Source organism: Sedimentibacter sp. B4, from assembly GCF_000309315.1.
Classification (GTDB): domain Bacteria; phylum Bacillota; class Clostridia; order Tissierellales; family Sedimentibacteraceae; genus Sedimentibacter; species Sedimentibacter saalensis.
The window spans coordinates 1-17,305 of the sequence record NZ_CANG01000010.1; the positions used below are offsets into that span (position 1 = coordinate 1).

The 17,305-nt window shown below is 37.5% G+C and carries 10 protein-coding genes and 1 pseudogene; all 11 read right to left on the bottom strand.

All coding sequences use genetic code 11. The features are described from left to right. On the bottom strand, positions 1–1,265 hold a 1,265-nt coding region (gene purF / locus BN358_RS01940; protein WP_019227643.1), incomplete at its 3' end, for an amidophosphoribosyltransferase. Positions 1,266–1,282: 17 nt separating this feature from the next. Further along, positions 1,283–1,993 (bottom strand): phosphoribosylaminoimidazolesuccinocarboxamide synthase, encoded by a 711-nt coding sequence (gene purC, locus BN358_RS01945; RefSeq protein ID WP_019227644.1) that lies wholly within the window; start codon positions 1,991–1,993, stop codon positions 1,283–1,285. A 44-nt stretch (positions 1,994–2,037) separates the two neighbouring features. After that, entirely contained in the window at positions 2,038–2,532 is a 495-nt protein-coding gene (purE, locus tag BN358_RS01950) for a 5-(carboxyamino)imidazole ribonucleotide mutase (protein WP_019227645.1), read from the bottom strand. Positions 2,533–2,543: 11 nt separating this feature from the next. After that, a pseudogene (locus BN358_RS01955) lies at positions 2,544–6,276 on the bottom strand (phosphoribosylformylglycinamidine synthase). A 233-nt stretch (positions 6,277–6,509) separates the two neighbouring features. After that, complete coding sequence (gene buk / locus BN358_RS01960) at positions 6,510–7,577, bottom strand: butyrate kinase (RefSeq protein WP_019227647.1); 1,068 nt, start codon at positions 7,575–7,577, stop codon at positions 6,510–6,512. Between the two features lie 30 nt (positions 7,578–7,607). Continuing rightward, the gene (locus BN358_RS01965; protein WP_019227648.1) at positions 7,608–8,183 is read right to left on the bottom strand and encodes an indolepyruvate oxidoreductase subunit beta; all 576 of its coding nucleotides are present in this window, start codon (positions 8,181–8,183) and stop codon (positions 7,608–7,610) included. After that, positions 8,183–9,961, bottom strand: coding sequence for an indolepyruvate ferredoxin oxidoreductase subunit alpha (gene iorA, locus BN358_RS01970; protein WP_019227649.1), 1,779 nt, complete (start codon positions 9,959–9,961; stop codon positions 8,183–8,185). The genes BN358_RS01965 and iorA overlap by 1 nt, the downstream gene beginning before the upstream one ends. A 243-nt stretch (positions 9,962–10,204) precedes the next feature. Next, positions 10,205–11,872: an MBL fold metallo-hydrolase RNA specificity domain-containing protein gene (locus tag BN358_RS01975; RefSeq protein WP_019227650.1), complete on the bottom strand. Its 1,668-nt coding sequence runs from the start codon at positions 11,870–11,872 to the stop codon at positions 10,205–10,207. A 160-nt stretch (positions 11,873–12,032) separates the two neighbouring features. After that, a complete protein-coding gene (gene spoVT / locus BN358_RS01980; RefSeq protein ID WP_019227651.1) occupies positions 12,033–12,584 on the bottom strand; it encodes a stage V sporulation protein T in 552 nt (183 codons plus the stop codon). A gap of 180 nt (positions 12,585–12,764) precedes the next feature. Next, positions 12,765–13,721 (bottom strand): peptidylprolyl isomerase, encoded by a 957-nt coding sequence (locus tag BN358_RS01985; RefSeq protein ID WP_019227652.1) that lies wholly within the window; start codon positions 13,719–13,721, stop codon positions 12,765–12,767. Next, a complete protein-coding gene (mfd, locus tag BN358_RS01990) occupies positions 13,708–17,256 on the bottom strand; it encodes a transcription-repair coupling factor (protein WP_019227653.1) in 3,549 nt (1,182 codons plus the stop codon). Before mfd ends, BN358_RS01985 begins: the two co-directional genes overlap by 14 nt. Positions 17,257–17,305 lie beyond the last annotated feature (49 nt).

The window sequence follows — 17,305 nt, forward strand, 5'->3', positions numbered from 1 at the left end:
TAGTCCTTCATCTCGTCAACTGACTTGTTTGCTCCTATAAGGTAGCTTCTGAACGGTGTATCTATACCGAAGAAGCATGAATGAGTGACAGGTGGAGAAGCAATTCTCACATGTACTTCCTTTGCTCCTGCATCCCTTACCATCTGGGCAAGCTGTCTTGTTGTTGTTCCCCTTACAATGCTGTCGTCAATCATTACAACAACCTTATCCTTCACAAGCTCCTTGTTCACACTTAACTTAGTTTTAACTCCTTCTTCACGAAGTTCCTGGCTTGGCTCAATGAATGTTCTTTTTGCATATCTATTTTTTATGAGGCCAAGGCCGTAAGGTATTCCAAGCTCATTTCCATATCCTATGGCAGCTGGAGTTCCAGAGTCCGGAACGCAGAATACCAGATCTGCCTTCACGGGAGCTTCCTGAGCAAGAATTCTTCCTGCGTTATACCTTGACTGGTATACATTCACCCCGTCGATGGTGCTGTCAGGTCTTGCAAAATAAACATATTCGAAAATACATGATTTTTGTTGTGCGTACTTGCTGCTTTTTATGCTTTCGATTCCGTTTTCATCTATGATTATTATTTCTCCAGGCTCAATGTCTCTTATGAACTCTCCGCCCATGGCATTTATGGCGCAGCTTTCAGAAGCAAGCAGGTATCCACCGTCAGGTCTTTGTCCAAGACATAGAGGTCTTAGGCCAAAGTGGTCCCTCACGCCTATAAGCTGTTTTTCGGTTGCTATTACAAAGGCAAATGCTCCCTTTATGATTTCCATCACATTTTTAATTGACTTTAAAACATCTCCGTTTGCATTTCTTGCAATCATGTTTGCCACAACTTCAGTGTCTATGGAAGTTTGAAAAATAACTCCGCTGTCTTCAAGAATATTTCTAAGACTATCAGCATTTACAAGATTTCCATTGTGTGCAAGAGCCAGCGTTCCATTTTTATACCTTACAACAAGAGGCTGAGCATTTTCAATTTCACTTCCTCCTGATGTGGAGTATCTAACGTGACCTATGGCAATTCCGCCTGATAACCTTTGAATAACATCGCTGGTCATGACGTCAGAAACAAGCCCCATATTTTTGTGAAATTGAATTTTTCCTCCGGTATTGATTGCAATGCCGGCACTTTCCTGTCCCCGGTGCTGCAGCGCAAACAATCCGTAATAAATCAATTGTGATGTTATATCAGGGTTGCCTGAAAATACTCCCACCACTCCGCATTCCTCATGCAGCTTGTCATCTAATATTATATCCTGCATATTGTCTCCTCTTAGTGTTATTTCTTTTTGCTTATTCTTTCAAGAACTTCCTGATATACTTCTTCAACACCGCCTAAATCTCTTCTGAATCTGTCCTTGTCAAGTTTCTTGTTTGTATCTGCATCCCATAGTCTGCATGTGTCAGGGGAAATTTCGTCTGCAAGAATTACCTTACCTTCATACAATCCAAACTCAAGTTTGAAATCTATGAGTTTAATGTTGATTTCAAGGAAGAATTTTTTCAGTACTTCATTTACTTTTAATGCATAGCTTTTTACTGTATCAAGCTGCTCATCTGTTGCATAGCCCATTGCCTGAATGTGGTAGTCATTAATCATGGGATCGCCCAGTTCATCATTCTTGTAAGAAAATTCAAGAACTGTTTTCTTCATTTCAACTCCTTCTTCAAGTCCAAGTCTTTTTGCAAGAGATCCGGCAGCAACATTTCTTACTATTACTTCAAGAGGAAGAATTTTAACTGCTTTAACAAGTGATTCCCTGTCACTTAAAAGTTCTATCTGATGAGTTGGAATTCCTTCTTCTTCTAAAAGAGCAAACAATGCGGCAGACATTTTATTGTTTACAACGCCTTTTCCTACTATAGTTCCTTTTTTTATTCCGTTAAATGCTGTAGCATCATCCTTGTATTCAACAATGTATTGTTTCTCGTTGTCAGTTTTGAAAACTTTCTTTGCTTTTCCTTCATAAATCATTTCTAATTTTTCCATGGTATCCTCCGATTATTTTTAAAATATTTTTAAAATTTTGTTTTTTAGTTGTTTGATAATTTTTCGCTTAATTTCTTATCTTTTTCAATGACTTTTTCTGCCATTTGTTTTTTGTATTCCTTGAACTTAATTCTTAAATTTTCGTATTTTACTGAAAGAATCTGTACTGCCAATAAAGCTGCGTTGTCTGAGCCGTTGATGGCAACTGTTGCAACAGGAACTCCGGGAGGCATCTGCACTATGGCAAGAAGTGCGTCCATACCGTCAAGTTCTGTTGAACGTATTGGAACTCCTATTACCGGAAGAGGAGTACATCCTGCCAGAACTCCCGGCAAATGAGCTGCTTTTCCTGCTGCACCTATTAAAAGTTCATATCCGTTTTGTTCTGCATTTTTAGCAAAACTGATTGCCTCGTCCGGCGTTCTGTGGGCTGAAATAACTCTCACATCAACTTCAACTCCGAAATCTTTCAGTATGTTGTATCCTTTTTCCACTACCTGAAAATCTGAATCGCTTCCCATTATAATAGCTACTTTCATTGTTCCTCCTGTTATTTGAAATATTTTACGCCTGATTCGAAAATCATCTGGTTTTTGTTACCCGGTATATTTAAATATGTGTCTTTGTCACGTCTTTCCGAATGTCCCATCTTGCCGAAAACTCTTCCGTCAGGACTTGTTATTCCTTCTATTGCATCAATCGATCCGTTTGGATTGTACAGTCCGTCATATGTTGGATTGTTGTCTTCGTCAACATACTGGGTTGCAATTTGTCCGTTTTCTTTAAGCTTACGTATCCATTCTTCGTTAGCCACAAATCTTCCTTCTCCGTGTGACAGAGGCATGTAGTGAGTATCTCCCACACTGCATCCGTTAAGCCAAGGTGAAAGATTTGAAACAATTTTTGTTTTTTGCAAATGTTGATATGTGTCGGGCAATTTTGTTGTAAGTTAGAGTAGGATAATCATCCTTCATATCAACAATTTCGCCGAAAGGCACAAGTCCCAGCTTTATAAGTGCCTGGAAGCCGTTGCATATTCCAATAATCAGTCCGTCTCTGTTCTTTAACAGATCCATGACAGCATCCTTCAATATTTCATTTTTAAATACGGCTGCAATGAACTTTCCTGAACCTTCAGGTTCGTCTCCGGCGCTGAAGCCTCCGGGGAATGCAATGATCTGTGAATTTCTGATCATTTTGTTCATCTGCTCAATTGAATCCTTGATGTCCTGTGTTGTTAAATTCCTGAAAACAAATATTTCTGCCTGCGCCCCTGCTCTTTCAAAAGCTCGTTTTGTGTCGAATTCGCAGTTTGTCCCGGGAAATGCCGGAATGAATACTTTAGGTTTTGTTAATGATATAGAAGACTTCACAATGTTTCCGCCAGCATATGAATAGTGTTTTATTGACCCGGAAACGTCGCATTTAATGGGATAAATGCTGTTTAATGGCTCTATCCATGTATTTTTCATTTCATCCAAGTTTATGGAAATGTTGTTTAATTTTATTTCATTGCTGTCAGTGGTATTTCCCAGCACCACAGCTTCAGCAATTAATTCTGCCTCTTCTTTTACTTCAAGAATAATGCTGCCATAATCTGCTGTGAAACAATCATTAAGATCAAAATCTTCATTAGCTTTAAATCCTATTTCATTTCCGAAAGTCATCTTTGAAATTGCTGCTGCTATTCCGCCATAGCCGACTGTATGGGCGCTTAATACGCTTCCCTTTAATATTTCATCATGTATTTTTGAGTATTTGATTTTAATGTCTTCAAAATCCGGAATGTTGTTTTCATCCTTCTTGATTTTCACAAGCACTACTCTGCTGCCCGGTTTTTTGAAATCAGCAGATACAGTGTTTCGTACGTCTGATACGCATACTGCAAAGCTCACAAGTGTGGGAGGAACATTTAAATCCATGAATGTTCCGGACATGCTGTCCTTGCCTCCGATGGCCGGGATGTCAAGTTCATGCTGAACCTTAAAAGCCCCAAGAAGAGCGCTTAATGTTTTGCCCCATCTTTCAGGTTCCTTACCCAGTTTTTCAAAATATTCCTGCAGAGTTAATCTAACATTTTTATAATCTCCGCCCATTGCAACTATTTTAGCAACGGAGTGAATCACTGCATACATTGCACCGTGATAAGGGCTCTTCTTTGAAAGATATGGATCGAATCCATGAGCCATGAGAGAGCATGTGTTTGTTATACCATTTAGCACCGGAATTTTAGCAGCCATTCCTTCAGAAGGTGTAAGCTGGGTTTTTCCTCCAAATGGCATCAATACTGTTGCTGCTCCCACAGTTGAGTCAAAACGTTCCACAAGACCCTTCTGGCATGCCACATTTAAATCCGTAAGATTTTCGAGCCATCTTACTTTCACATCCTCTGTAACATTTTTAGTATCAAATGCCTGAGGTTCTTTTATGAAAACATCAACATTTTGCTTAACGCCGTTTGTGTCAAGGAAATCCCTGCTTATATTTAAAATTTCCTTGCCTCTCCAAGTCATTTTTAATCTTCTGTCATCAGTTACAACAGCAACTTCTGTTGCTTCCAGGTTTTCCTCATTAGAAAGGTCTATAAACCTTTTAGCATCTTCTTTTCTCACAACAACAGCCATTCTCTCCTGAGATTCTGATATGGCCAGTTCAGTGCCGTCAAGTCCTTCATATTTTTTTGGAACCATATCAAGTCTTATATCAAGTCCTTCAGCCAGTTCTCCTATGGCAACAGAAACTCCGCCGGCACCAAAGTCATTGCATCTTTTTATGAGCCTGCTCACTTCAGGATTTCTGAAGAGCCTTTGAATCTTTCTTTCTGTAGGTGCATTTCCCTTCTGCACTTCAGAACCGCATACGAGAATTGATTCCTGAGTGTGTTCCTTTGAAGAGCCTGTTGCTCCTCCGCAGCCGTCTCTTCCGGTTTTTCCTCCAAGAAGGATTACTACATCGCCTTTTTGCGGAACTTCTCTGATTACGTTGACTCTGGGGGCTGCTGCGATTACAGCTCCAATTTCCATTCTTTTAGCAACATAATCAGGATGATATATTTCAGACACATGTCCCGTTGAAAGTCCTATTTGATTTCCATAAGAGCTGTAACCGGCAGCAGCTTCTGTTGAAATTTTTCTTTGAGGAAGTTTTCCAGGCAGTGTATCTTTAAGCTTTTGTCTTGGGTCACCGCTTCCTGTAACACGCATTGCCTGATATACGTAGGCTCTTCCTGAAAGAGGGTCTCTTATGGCCCCTCCAAGACACGTTGCTGCTCCTCCGAAAGGCTCAATTTCTGTAGGATGGTTGTGTGTTTCGTTCTTAAACATCAGCAGCCATTCTTCATTTTTACCGTCTATGTCTGCATTTATTACAATGCTGCACGCATTTATTTCATCTGATTCCTCAAGGTCATTTAAAAGCCCTTTTTTCTTCAGTTCCTTTGCTCCTATTGTAGCCAGGTCCATGAGGCAAATGTCCTTTTTCCTGTCCTGGTACACATATTTTCTGGAATTTAAGTATTCTTCGAAAGTTTTCTTTATTTCGCCAGCAATTTTGCCATCATCATAACTTACATTGTTTATTATAGTGGAGAATGTTGTGTGTCTGCAATGATCAGACCAGTATGTGTCAATAACCTTTATTTCAGTAAGGGTTGGATTTCTTTTTTCGGTATTTTTAAAATATTCCTGACAAAAAAGCAAATCCTCGGTGCTCATAGCAAGACCCATTTGTTTTCGGTAATCTTCTATTTCTTCCTTAGATTTGTATGTGAAGTTCTCTACAATCACAACATCCTGTGGTTCTGGATACTCTTCGTCCAGTGTCAATGGCTTTTCAAGCTCAGCTTCTCTTGAATCAACAGGGTTGATGTAGTATTCTTTTATTTTTTGAACATCCTCATGTGAGAGTTGTCCTGCAAGGATTATTACTCTAGCATATTTCACAGGAGGTTTTTCTTTTCCTGTAATTATTTGAATGCACTGTGCCGCTGAATCAGCTCTCTGGTCATATTGTCCCGGCAAAAATTCCACTGCAAATATTTTATTGTCTGACATATCAATTTTATCTAAGTAAACATAGTCCTGATTTGGTTCTGAAAAAACATTAGTTACAGCTTTTTCAAAATCCTCGCTGCTAATGTGGGACACATCATATCTGTTTAATATCCACAAATTCTTCAAATTTTCCAGCTGCAAATTTTCTCTGAAATTGTTCAGCAGGTTTAAAGCTTCTGTGTTAAATCCAAGTTTTTTTTCTACAAATACTCTTTTAACATCAAAGTTCATATGTGACCATCCTTTTTTGTTATACAAAATTCAACATTTAAATTCAAGTACATGATAACAAATATAAAAATGTTTGTCAACTGGTTTTGTGTTCGTTTTTTTAATTTTTGTATTTTATATTTCGTTTCATCACGAACTATTGATATGTGTTTATGTCGTTCGTACGTTTTATTATGAACAAAGCAATATATTCCAGCCAGGCAAAAAAATAGACCCGCAATTGCGGGTCTTGTTTATTCTGTATATTCTCTTGCTGTTTCTTCTCCTCTTAACACTCTCAAGGCACCGTAAGCCAAAGCTTCCATTTCATTTTCTCCCGGCATTATTTCAACATGCGCTATGAAAGCCACGCGTTTTTCAATCCATGAAGTAAGCATCTTTGAATGGGCAATGCCTCCTGTAAGTATTATGAGATCTACTTTACCTTCCACAACCGTAGCCAGCTCTCCTATTCCCTTGGCAATCTGATAAGCCATGGCTTCGTAAATTGTTTTTGCTTCCTGATCTCCTTCTGCAATCATTTTTTCAACGTCCCTCGCATCCAGAGTGTTCAGGTAAGCCTTAAGTCCGCCGTTTCCCCTTAATTTTCGCTGCATTGTTTTTTTGTCATATTTACCGGAGTAGCACAGGTTTATAAGCTCCCTGCATGGAACCCTTCCTGCCCTTTCAGGTGAAAACGGACCTTCGTCGTCAGAAACAAGATCTATTATTTGTCCGCCGTGATGAAGATTGATGGATATGCCGCCGCCAAGATGAGCCACAATTATGTTTAATTCATCATATCTTTTTCCAAGATTCTTGGCTGCCTTAATAGCCATGGCCCTTGTGTTTAAAACGTGGCTTGAACTGGTTCTTGGAATATCGGGCATTCCTGATATCCTCGCAATATCCGTAAATTCATCAGTCATTACAGAATCATAGATATAAGACGTAACTCCTGCTTTCTTTGCAATGCCATAGGCAATGGGAGCTGCCAAATTTGAAGCATGTTCCATGACAGGTCTGTTTTCAACCCTGTCAATCATGAGATCATTTATTATGTATGCTCCCGATTTTACCGGAGGAAGCATTCCCCCTCTGGCAACAACACATGATAAATTCTTTATGTCAAATCCTTTTTCCCTGAGGTTTGACATAACCAGTTCCCTTCTCATGTTCAGCTGGTCTTCAACATTTTCAAATTTATCTATTAATTCTACAGGATGATTAATAGTGTTAGTAAAAATTTCCTTTTCATCTTCGTACAACGCTATTTTCGTGGAAGTTGAACCCGGGTTTATAGCCAATATTTTGTAGCTCATATAATTCTGCCTTTCTTCATCTTTTTGTTTTTAACTTACTGCTTCCATGCCTGCGTTAAATGCTTTTACATTCAGATCTGCAAACTTTTCTTTTACAGAAGATCTCACTGCTTTTTCCCAGTCTATGTCTGTGAGGTTCATCATTTTTACAAGAGCCCCTAAAAGAACAACGTTCATTACTTTCATGTTGCCCAATTTTTCGGAAATATCTGCAGCATTTACAACCTTTGTCCTTGCTTTATCACTGATCATTTCAATTATGCCCTGAGGATAATCTGCTTTTCCTGTAAGTATGGGGGCCGATGGTATTTCATAATCGTTTACAACAACAACACCGTCAGGTTTTAAAAATTCCAGCCATCTCATGGTTTCCATTGTTTCAAATGAAACAAGAATGTCTGCCTGGCCAATGCCTATAATGGGAGAATATATTTTTTCACCATATCTTACCTGGGTTGAAACACTTCCTCCTCTTTGAGCCATACCGTGTATTTCTGACATTTTAACGTCATATCCTGCATCCATGAGTCCTGTTGATAAAATTTTGCTCACAAGTATTGTACCCTGACCTCCAACGCCTACTAATAAAATATTTTTAGTATCCATTATTTTTCACCAACCTTACTGATAGCTTTTACAGGACATACCTGCATACACAACTTGCAGCCTACGCACTGAACTTTGTTTATGTTTGATTTCTTAATTGACTTATTGAAATAAATTGCAGGGCAGCCTGTGCTTACACACTTTTTGCAACCTATGCATTTTTCATGGTCAACTTCGCATACTCCACTGATAGGTCCGAACTCTTCTATGTCAGCTTCAGAGTATTTTTTAAGTGCACATGGATATCTTGAAATAATTACAGACGGCTCGTCAAGTGCAAAAGCCCAATCAAGCGCAGCTTTCATTTCAGCATTGTTCAAAGGGTTAACTGTCTTTATGTGATCTATACCAAGAGCGCTTACCACTTTTTCTATGTCAGTTATTTTAGCCGAATCTCCCTGAAGAGTAAATCCGGTTCCCTGATTTTCCTGATGTCCTGTCATTGCAGTTATTCTATTATCAAGTATGCATGTTATTGTGTTGCTTTTGTTGTAAACAACATCAAGAAGGCTTGTCATTCCCGAATGGAAGAATGTGGAGTCTCCAATCGTTGCTACAAGACGCTTTTCAACATTGGCCTTTTCAAACATCTTCTTTGCTCCATGTGCCATGCTTACGCTGGCTCCCATGCATATAACTGTGTCCATTGCATTAAGAGGCTCTGCCCCGCCTAATGTGTAACAGCCGATGTCTCCTGTTATCATTACATTCTTTCTCTTTGACAGTTCATAATAAAATGCTCTGTGAGGGCATCCTGCGCAAAGAGTTGGGGGTCTTCCAACTGCAACTGTCTTGTCGTAATCAATTGTTTCTCTTTTTGTACCAAACAATGTTTCTTCAACAATGTCCGGATTAAGTTCCCATGTGTTAGGAATTTTATCTTTTCCTATGCAATTGATTCCTGCAGCCCTGATTTGTTCTTCCATGAAAGGTTCCAGTTCTTCAACAACATAAAGAGTTTCAACTTGTTCTGCAAATTTTTTGATTTTTTCCATAGGAAGAGGGAATGAAAAACCAATTTTTAAATAAGAAGCCGAATCTCCGAACACTTCCCTTGCATACTGATATGCTACGCCCGCTGACACCACTCCTATTTTTTTATCGTTCCATTCAATGAAGTTTAATTCTGTTTCATTGGAGAATTTCTCAAGCTCCTTAAGTCTTTGTTCAACCTTAATGTGCAGCTGTTTTGCAACTGCCGGTGCTATCAGATATTTTTGAGCGTCTTTTTTGTATTCTTTTATTGGAACTTCTGTTCTTTCACCTGTTTCAACTATGGACTTGCTGTGGCATACTCTTGTGGTCATACGGATCATAACCAAAGTGTCATATTTTTCGCTTATTTCAAGAGCTGTCTTTACCATATCCTTGCATTCCTGGCTGTTGCTTGGCTCAACCATGGCTACCTTTGCCATTCTTGCATAATATCTGTTATCCTGTTCGTTTTGTGAAGAATGAAGTCCGGGGTCATCAGCACTTATTAGCACCATACCGCCATTAACTCCTGTATATCCAATTGAGAAAAACGGATCTGCAGCAACGTTAAGGCCTACATGTTTCATGGCCGTCAGAGTTCTTGCTCCTGCAAAGCACGCACCAATGGCAGATTCTACTGCTACCTTTTCATTTGGTGCCCATTCTGCTGTTATTTCCTTATAAGGAGCAATATTTTCCAATATTTCAGTACTTGGTGTTCCAGGATATGCAGCTGCGTAATGAACACCTGCTTCATATGCTCCAAGTGCTATGGCTTCGTTGCCTGTCAATAACTTTTTCATTAATTGTCCTTCCTTTCTGTTTTTATAATTACAAAAGGATGCATAAGAACAATGCATCAAATAATTATACTCCATATGAATATATGCATTTTTTGTGCCATAAACATAAGATCAGTTATATTTTTAAGAACAACTAATTTCCAACATTTATTAAAAAATAATTATAAACGTTTTCTGGCCCTGCATTTTAAAGGGATAAATGGTTGTACGTTTGTACCCATTCACCCCTTTTGTTGAAGTGATTTACTTTGTGCTCGCCATTGATAAATTCAATATTTCATTTTCAAGAGCAAGTATGTTGTTGCTGATGTCTTTATACTTTTTGGCATTTATTTTATCATCTTCAATATAATCTTTTGTGTTTGCCATAGTCTTTTCAAAAATTTCTTTAATTTTTTCAATTTCTTTCTTCAAATCTTCTATTTGACTTACATCTATTGACCTTGGTCTTATTTCTTTTACTTCATCAACAGTTATTTCTTTTATAACTTGTTGCTTCTTGATTTCATACACCTTGTTATATTCCGGAATTATACAGCTTAATTGCAATGTTTTTTCAATTTCTTCCGCAAATGATAATTTTGATTCAGTTTCACCGTGTACAAGAAATACTTTCTTTGGTTTATCACTAAAACCTCTGAGCCACTCCAATAATGCATTTTTATCAGCGTGTCCGGAAAATCCCTGCACATTATGAATTTGTGCATTTACTCTAATTTCTTCTCCGAGTACCTTCACATACTTTTCACCGTCTATTAATTTTCTTCCCAATGTACCTTCAGCCTGATATCCCACAAACACAATGCTTGACTCTTTTTTCCAAAGGTGATGCTTAAGGTGATGTTTTATTCTTCCTGCTTCGCACATGCCACTGGCTGAAATTATTATTTTAGGTTCTTTTGATGCATTGAGAATCTTTGACTCTTCCACACTTTGTGTGAAATGCAGATTTTCAAATTCAAGAGGATTATCTCCTTCAAGAATACATCGTCTTGCTTCATCATCAAACACATTGGCGTTTTGTTTAAATATTTCTGTTGCTTTTGTTGCCAGGGGGCTGTCTATATACACAGGAATGTCCATGAATTTTTTTCTGTTGTCTGATTTTTCGTCAGCATGGCATTCAAGAAATTTATTGAGCTCATAAATTATTTCCTGAGTTCTCCCCACTGCAAATGAAGGAATTATTACCGATCCTCCGCTTTCAACAGTATCAAGTATGATATTAATAAGACCTTCTGTCCTTGTTTCAAGATTTTCATGCAATCTGTTTCCATATGTGGATTCAATAATCAGGTAGTCTGCACTTTCTATAATTGAAGGGTCTCTTAAAAGTGCCCTATCCTTCATTCCCAGGTCACCTGAATAAACAAGCTTTGTTGTAGTTTCTTCTTCATTTATCCAAACTTCTGTAATAGCTGATCCAAGTATATGACCTGCGTCCTTGAACCTTACTGTAATGTTTTCATCTATGTTTATTATCTGGTCGTAAAGAACCGGATAGAAATATTTTAAACTTAATTCCGCGTCTTCCTGTGTATACATTGGCTCTACCAGTGCCCTGCCTGAACGCCTTGCCTTTACATTTTTCCATTCAGCTTCACTTTCCTGAATGTGGGCTGAATCCATTAGCATTATACGACAAAGGTCATAAGCAGGCTTAGAACAATAAATTTTCCCTCTGAATCCTTTCTTGACCAAAAGAGGTATTCTTCCGCTGTGATCAATGTGGCTGTGGCTTAAAAGAAGATAATCTATTTCAGATGGATTGAATTCAAATTCTTCATAATTCAAATCTTCATCTTTTCCCTGGTACATCCCGCAATCTAAAAGAATTTTCTTGTCATTAGCCTGAATCAAATGGGATGAACCTGTTACCCCACGCACTGCTCCTAAAAATCTTATTTTCATATTGCACCTCACTTAACTGTTATATTTTATATATACCATCTCAGGATAAATTTAACCATAATTATGTGTATGAAAAATAATAAATTTAATGCAGATAATGCTGGAATCAAAATAATAAAAGGAAGTTTTCTTTGCGAAAACTTCCATATAATAATATAATTTAACTTTCCATTTGTCTCGATAAGAAGATGCATGCAGTCTTAATCAATTTTTCTTCAATTTCAGTCATCTTTGCTGCTTTTTCTTTTGAAAGAAGCATTACAGCTCCTATAGGGTCACCATGAACAAGAATTGGAGATATAATCTGACTAGTGTAGTTGTCAGGGTTAAATTCATTTGCAGTTATTCTTATTGGCTTAGAATTGCCATTTGTTATATAAGTTTCTCTGCTTTCAATAATCTTTTCAAGCTCTGGACTTAATCTTTTTTCAGTATAATCTTTTTTTGAGCTTCCTGATACAGCTATCACTCCGTCTCGGTCGGTTATTACAGCAATGTGTCTTGTGGTTTCAAACAAAGACTCCACGTATTCTCCGGCAAATTCCGTTAACTCTCCAATTGGTGAATATTTTTTTAAAATTATTTCACCTTCTCTATCAGTAAATATTTCTAAAGGATCCCCTTCTCTTATTCTTAACGTTCTTCTTATTTCCTTTGGGATTACTACTCTGCCCAAATCATCAATTCTTCTGACAATTCCAGTTGCTTTCATGCTAATGTTCCTCCAATTGCATAATTTTATATTTATATGACATTTCTTTTAATATTTTCTATTATTTGCACTTTAATAGATTTTATCCTTTTTTATTTCCGGATATTATTGGAAATATCATTTAATATTATATAAGAACATTTTAGTAATAGCAACATTTATTTACTATTATTTACTTCTTTACTGTTTTTTCACAATGTTTGCATTGCTTTTTAAATCTTCCAGTAAGTCCTCATATTTGTATGATTTGTAATATTCTGTAAGTTCATCTTTCTTTGTTTCCAATGTCACTGAGTCATCAACAGTCTTGTCAGTCACTTCAATGATGTGGTATCCAAAGTCAGATTTAACAGGTTCGCTTATGTCGCCGATTTCCATTGAAAATGCAGCATCTGAGAATGGCTGTACCATGTCTGTGTATGAGAAGTAATCCAAATCTCCTCCGTTTGCTCCGCTTGAAGTGTCAACTGAAAGTTCCTTAGCAAGGTCTTCAAACTTTTCACCTTTGTTGAGTCTGTCGATTACTGCCTTAGCTTCATCTTCAGTATTTACTAAAATGTGTCTTGCTCTTACTTGCTGATTCATCTTCAGGTCGTCGAAAATTGTCTTAAGCTCATCATCTGTTGGCTGTAAATTTTCTATTTTAATTGCAAGAAAATGGTTAATTAAGAATTCCTTCTTCAGTGATTCCTTTAAGTAGTCTTCAGACATTGCTTTTTCTTCTAAAAATGTCTTGTATTCTTCATCTGTATCAAAATATGCCTTGAATTCATCCATTTGTGTCTGAAGGTCTTCATCTGTCATTGTGATTCCTTCTTTTCCTGCTGCTTCAACCATAAGCATTTCCAGTATCATATTATCCAAAAGAGAGTTTTCATAATAGCTTCCCATTGTTTGTCCTGCAGAAATTTCAGTGTCCCATGCGCCTTCGCCGTACTGAGACTCAACCATCATCTTGTATGACTGCAGTGTTTCGTCAAATTCTTCCTGTGTTATTGTCTTGTCATTTACTGTAGCAACAACACCTTCCTGATTGATTGTGTCAGTAGTTTCACCACTTGTATCTGAGCATGCTGTTAAAGCTAATGCAACACATAATGTTAATGCAAGGCCCAGTGACTTTCTAAATTTGTTCATTTTTTCCTCCTTGGCAGGCATTTAAACCTGTTTTGTAATTATTTAATATTTCAAAGAATCTTTCAAGTTCCTCAAGTATTTTCATTTGTTCTGAGGAATCTAATTTATATTTAATCATAGGCACCTTTGATACGTCAAATTTTATTTTTGCGTTATAATTTTCAATTAAGTAGCCTATCAATTCCTGATTTAAATCATTGCCTGAATTCATTTCAATGTTAACAGTGTTTCCTGACTGTGTAATCCCCTTAACGTGAAGCTTCTTGCACAATGATTTGATATATGATATTTTAAGCAGATTATCAACCTGCTTTGGAGGATTTCCGAAGCGGTCAATAATTTCCTCTGTGATGTCATAAATGTCATCTTTTCCGGAAGTTGCTGCAATCTTTTTATAAATTTCAATCTTTTGTTCTTCGTTTTCAATGTAAGTTGACGGAATATAGCCATCCACACTTAAATCAACAGAAGTTTCAAAATCTTCATCCAGTTCCATTTTACCCTGGAGTTCTTTTACTGCCCTTTCTAGGAACTTAACATACAAGTCGTAACCTATGGCAAGCATGTGTCCGTGTTGTTCTGCACCAAGTATGTTTCCGCATCCCCTTATTTCAAGGTCCCGCATTGCAATTTTAAAACCTGAGCCAAACTCAGTGAACTCCTTGATTGCTTTGAGCCTTTTGTCTGCAACCTCAGAAAGCATTTTGTCCTTTTCGTAAGTTAAGTACGCAAAGGATATCTTATTTGATCTTCCTATTCTGCCCCTTAGCTGGTAAAGCTGGGACAATCCCAGATGATCTGCATTGTCTATAATCAGCGTGTTTACATTTGGAATGTCCATGCCTGTTTCTATTATTGTAGTGCATACAAGTATGTCATATTCCTTTTGAACGAAACCAAGCATTATGTTTTCAAGATGTCTTTCGTTCATTTGACCGTGGGCAACTGCTATACGTGCTTCCGGTATCAGCCTTTGCAGTCTTGAAGCTGTAGATTCAATGTCTATTACCTTGTTGTGAACATAATATACCTGACCGCCTCTTGAAAGTTCTTTTTCAATGGCATCTTTTATTATGCCGTCGTTGTGTTCAATTACATATGTCTGTATAGGAAGCCTGTCTCCGGGAGGTTCTGATATAATGCTCATATCCCTTACGCCTATCATGGACATGTGCAGGGTTCTAGGTATTGGAGTTGCTGATAGGGTTAGAACGTCTATGTTGGTTTTAAGCTGTTTTATCTGTTCTTTGTGCTTAACACCAAACCTTTGTTCCTCATCTATTATAAGCAGTCCTAAGTCCTTGAATTTAAGGTCCTTTGAAAGAAGCTTGTGAGTTCCAACCACCACGTCAACAAGACCCTTGTTTAAATCACTTACTATTTTTGCCTGCTGGTATGGTGTTCTGAAACGGCTTAGCATTTCAATCTTAACAGGATATCCTCTGAAGCGCTCCACTATGTTTGTGTAGTGCTGCTGTGCAAGTATGGTTGTAGGAACAAGTATCGCAACCTGTTTTGATTCCATAACAGCCTTAAATGCAGCCCTCATGGCTACCTCTGTCTTGCCGAATCCAACGTCTCCGCAAAGAAGTCTGTCCATGGAAATCGGGCGTTCCATATCTTTTTTTATTTCCTTAATGCATCTTAACTGGTCATCAGTTTCTTCAAAAGGAAATTTGTATTCAAATTCTTTCTGCCATTCAGTGTCCGGTGAAAATGCAAATCCCTTTACAACTTTTCTCTGGGCGTATAATTTTACCAGTTCTCCTGCCATGTTTTCAATGGCAGCTTTTGAACGCTCCTTGGTCTTACCCCAGTCTGCGCTTCCCATCTTGTTCAATTTCGGTTTTTCTGAATCTGAACCGATGTATTTTTGAATGAGGGACATCTGGTCAACAGGCACAAAAAGCTTATCTTCACCTTTGTATTTTATGCAAAGATAGTCTTTCTTGATGTTTTGAACTTCAATTTTTTCTATGCCCACATACTGACCTATACCGTGGTGCTCGTGTACTACATAGTCTCCAACCTTTAAATCTGTGAAGACGTCTAGTTTTGATCCCTTTTGTTTCTTGGTCTTGTGTGTCTTTTTTCTGAACGAACCAAATATTTCATTTTCTGTAAGCACAAGTATTTTGTTGTCGTAATATTCAAAACCCTTTTTTAGTTCTCCTGGCACAATCACCACTTGTCCGCTTTCGGCTGCAATATTTGTGTCTTTGGAAAGAACTGTGCTGCATTCATAGTCGTTTAATAAGTTGTGAAGTTTCAAGCAGCTTTCAGAGCTGCTTAAGATTATTGCAATTTTATAGCCCTTGTACTTCAATCGGTTCAAATCTTTTGACAAGTCTTCAAGCTTTCCGTAATATGATGACGGTTCCTTGAACATGAACTGAAGCGTTTCATCTGCTTCAAATGTTTTGTTTTTGCCATTTATTGAAATAAAAGGTCTGCTGGTTATTTTTGATATCAATTCCCTGTCGCTTAAATAAACATTGCTTTGCTTGGAGAATATTTCCCCCTTTTCAAAAAGTTCGCTGTACTTAAGCTGAAAACTTTCATTTAACGATTTTTCTTCCTCGAAAACTCTTTCAGGCTCATCTACAATGAGAACAAAATCATCATCGAAGTAATCCAAGACACTTACAAAGCTGTCTTTTATGAATGGAACAAGCAAATCAGAATTTTCTATTCCAATTCCTCCCATGAGTTTATCCTGGTAAATGTTGTAAAGGCTTTTTAGCTTTTTTTCAACATCCTTTGAATTTGGAAGGCTGTGAACCTTACTCAGCCTGTTTTGATAATCCAAATCAATTTCAGACAAAATCTTTTTTATTTCTTCTTTCTTAAAAATTAAATCTCCGCATGGAATTATTCTTACAGATTTTAAATTTTTGATAGAGCGCTGAGTTTTTAAATCAACCAATCTTATGGAATCAACTTCATCATCAAAAAATTCAATTCTGCACGGATTTGTTTCAGAAGGAGAAAAGACATCAATTATGCCTCCTCTTACAGAAAACTGACCTACGCCTTCAACTGCATCAACCCTTTCATATTTAAGCTTTATCAAATTGCTGCGCAGCTGGTTCAAGTCATAAGATTTGCCGTATTTTAATTCTATAGTACTTTCCTTAAACCTATCTTTAGGCATAACCCTTGTTAAGACAGAATTGACGGATGCAGTGATTATTGCCTTTTTCGAACTTAGTATTTTGTCGAGAACTTCAGCTCTTTTGTATTCCGCATCTTTACTTAAAGCATCAACATTGTATAGCAGAAATTCCTTCGGCTGAAGTCTTTCACCATCTGCAATATATGATTTTACTGCTTCTTCATATTTTCTGGATTTAGTTTCGCTGCTTGTAATTATAAGAATTTTGCTTGCTGTTGTATCCAGAAGATTGCATGCCAAGTAGGCAGTTCCATCTTCGTTGATGCTTTGAACGAGCTGACTCCTGCCTCTTTGATAATTTTGTATAACTTTATTATACTTTTCTGTTTTTTGGAATTGCTCAAATAAAACCTTGTTCATACTTACCTCTACAATAGATTGAGCAAGTTGAAAAATAGTACTGAGCCTA

Coding starts and splice junctions, on each gene's coding strand:
- purE (WP_019227645.1), bottom strand. CDS start 2,532: ATGAAAGTAGCTATTATAATGGGAAGCGATTCAGATTTTCAGGTAGTG.
- BN358_RS01985 (WP_019227652.1), bottom strand. CDS start 13,721: ATGAACAAATTTAGAAAGTCACTGGGCCTTGCATTAACATTATGTGTT.
- iorA (WP_019227649.1), bottom strand. CDS start 9,961: ATGAAAAAGTTATTGACAGGCAACGAAGCCATAGCACTTGGAGCATAT.
- buk (WP_019227647.1), bottom strand. CDS start 7,577: ATGAGCTACAAAATATTGGCTATAAACCCGGGTTCAACTTCCACGAAA.
- spoVT (WP_019227651.1), bottom strand. CDS start 12,584: ATGAAAGCAACTGGAATTGTCAGAAGAATTGATGATTTGGGCAGAGTA.
- BN358_RS01965 (WP_019227648.1), bottom strand. CDS start 8,183: ATGGATACTAAAAATATTTTATTAGTAGGCGTTGGAGGTCAGGGTACA.
- BN358_RS01975 (WP_019227650.1), bottom strand. CDS start 11,872: ATGAAAATAAGATTTTTAGGAGCAGTGCGTGGGGTAACAGGTTCATCC.
- purC (WP_019227644.1), bottom strand. CDS start 1,993: ATGGAAAAATTAGAAATGATTTATGAAGGAAAAGCAAAGAAAGTTTTC.
- mfd (WP_019227653.1), bottom strand. CDS start 17,256: ATGAACAAGGTTTTATTTGAGCAATTCCAAAAAACAGAAAAGTATAAT.